The 2,299-nt window shown below is 71.6% G+C and carries 2 protein-coding genes; both read left to right on the top strand.

Features of this window, described 5'->3' with window-relative positions; translation table 11 throughout:
- Positions 1-340 precede the first annotated feature (340 nt).
- A complete protein-coding gene (locus RB628_RS40305; RefSeq protein WP_318325613.1) occupies positions 341-805 on the top strand; it encodes a hypothetical protein in 465 nt (154 codons plus the stop codon).
- Positions 806-867: 62 nt separating this feature from the next.
- A partial coding sequence (locus RB628_RS40300) for a tetratricopeptide repeat protein (protein WP_318325612.1) occupies positions 868-2,299 on the top strand: 1,432 nt, incomplete at its 3' end.

Raw genomic sequence — 2,299 nt, 5'->3', positions numbered from 1 at the left:
CTGCAGGTGGGCGATCACGGCGTCTACCTCGAAGGGGAGTGGCGAACGGGAGCCCGGGTGGCCGGCCGTCAGGGAGAGAGGATCCGTAGAATCCGCGATTTGGCCCGGCCGGAGATGGGTGATAGATGCCCCAGGTCACTGTGGCTCGTCGAGGCCCTGGTAGTAGGCGAAGTCCGCGCTCGGACCTGCCGGATACCGGCCCCTGCGGGCCCGCCGCCGTGAGCGGCCTTAATGTCCTCTTCTCCTCTTTCTCGGCCTATATATGCAAAGGCTGATCAAGGGCCGGGTACTGCTGCCATCGTGGTGATGGACACAGACGGTCGGCATGGTCGGGGGCGGCATGGGACGGAACCTCAGGTGGGCAGTGGCGGGGTTGGCGACGGCCGCGGCCTTCGCCGTGCCGGCATGGCTGTGCGGTGAGGTGGTGCTGCCACCACTGCTGAAGGATCCCGCGATCCGCTGGTCGCTGGCCTCCGCGCTGGGCGCGGTGCTGGGCTCGCTGGCCGTCCTGTGGGGCCACGGCTTCGCCACCCGGGCCCCGGCGACCGGGACCTCCGGCCGCTCGGTCCGGGCCACGGCCGAGCGCGCCGTCGCCATCGGCGGCGACAACCGGGCCACCATCTCCACCGGCGACACCGCACCCACCCCGCCCGCACCCGCTCAGCCCTCTGCCGGACCGCACCCCGCCCCGCTACCACCGGCCCCGGACACGGTGGCCGCATCCGGGAACCGTGCGATCGCCATCGGCGGAACCAACTCCGGCCCGCTGTCCACCGGCGACCAGTCTGGCGGTGCCCACCCGTGAGGTGGCCGTTGCGGCGGGCCGGGACGCAACCGGAACCACCCGCCACCGAGCCTGGCCCACGGGTGGAGGCGAGCGCCAAGAGGGCCGTCGCCATCGAGGGCAACAACTACGCCCCCGTGCTGACCGGGGACCACTCCCGGGTGGTGTCCCTGCCGCCCGAGGCACTGCGGCCGCCTGCCCAGGTCTCGGCTCCGGCCGGGCTGGACAACCTGCCGGTGCGGCCGGGGCTGTTCATCGGGCGCACGGCCGAACTGGACCGGTTGGATGGGGCACTGGCCGTTCCGGGCAAGGTGGTGGTGCAGGCGGTGCACGGACTGGGCGGAATCGGCAAGAGCACCCTGGCCAACCACTGGGCCGCAACGAGCCCCCACGGCTGTACCCCGCGCCGATGGATCACCGCCGACAGTCCCACCGCCGTCCAGGAGGGCCTGGTAGCTCTGGCCGCCGCCCTGGAAACGTCTCTGACCAATGCACTCCCGCCGGAGGCATTGGCCGAGCGTGCCCTACAGTGGCTGTCCACCCACACCGGCTGGCTGCTGATTCTGGACAACGTCAACGACCCCGCCGACATCGCCCCGCTCCTGGCCCGCGCCCACCCCCAAGGACGCTTCCTCATCACCAGCCGCCTCGCCACTTCCTGGCACGGCATCCCCACCGTGCTACGCCTAGACGTCTTGGATGAGGCCGAATCCCTGGCCCTGCTCACCAGCATCGCCACGACCACCGGTCCCCGGGACATGGACGGCGCCGCCGAACTGTGCGCCGAACTCGGCCACCTCCCCCTGGCCATCGACCAGGCAGCGGCCTACCTCGCGCAGGACCTGCTCACCACGCCCCGCTCCTACCTGGACCTGCTTGCCCAGTACCCGGCGGTCATGTACCGCGACGGCGCGGTCACCACCCCGGTGGAGCGCACCATCGCCCGGATCTGGAACATCACCCTGGACCGCATTACCGCCCTCCAGCCCGCAGCCGCCGACCTGCTGCGCACCCTGGCCTGGTACGCCCCCGACGAAATCCCCGCCGCCCTGGCCGGTGCCTCCGTCAACCCGCCCGCGCGGAGCAAGGCGATCGGTCTGCTGACCGCCTACAGCATGATCACCCCCGACCCCGCCGCCGGCACCCTGGCCGTCCACCGGCTTGTCCAGGCACTCGCCCGCACCTCCGACCCCGACGACACCCACCGCACCCCCCACCTTGTCGACCAGGCCCGCACCCACGCCACTACCCACCTTCACACCGCTCTACCTGCCGCATGGGACACCCCCGATACCTGGCCCACCTGGCGCACCCTCCTCCCCCACATCGACGCCCTGGCAGACCACGCACCCACCGACACCGACACCGACACCACCGCAGAGATCCTCAGCCGTGCCGGGCTCCTCCTGCATAACCAGGGCCAGCTCAGCCGCGCTACCAGCCACCTCCAACGCGCCCTGGCCGACCGGGTGCGGGTGATGGGCGAAGACCACCCACACACGCTGGCCTCCCGCA

This window comes from Streptomyces sp. ADMS, from assembly GCF_033441795.1.
Lineage (GTDB): Bacteria > Actinomycetota > Actinomycetes > Streptomycetales > Streptomycetaceae > Streptomyces.
The sequence above is the reverse complement of the archived record's forward strand: the minus strand, read 5'-3'. Positions and strand labels throughout refer to the sequence as shown.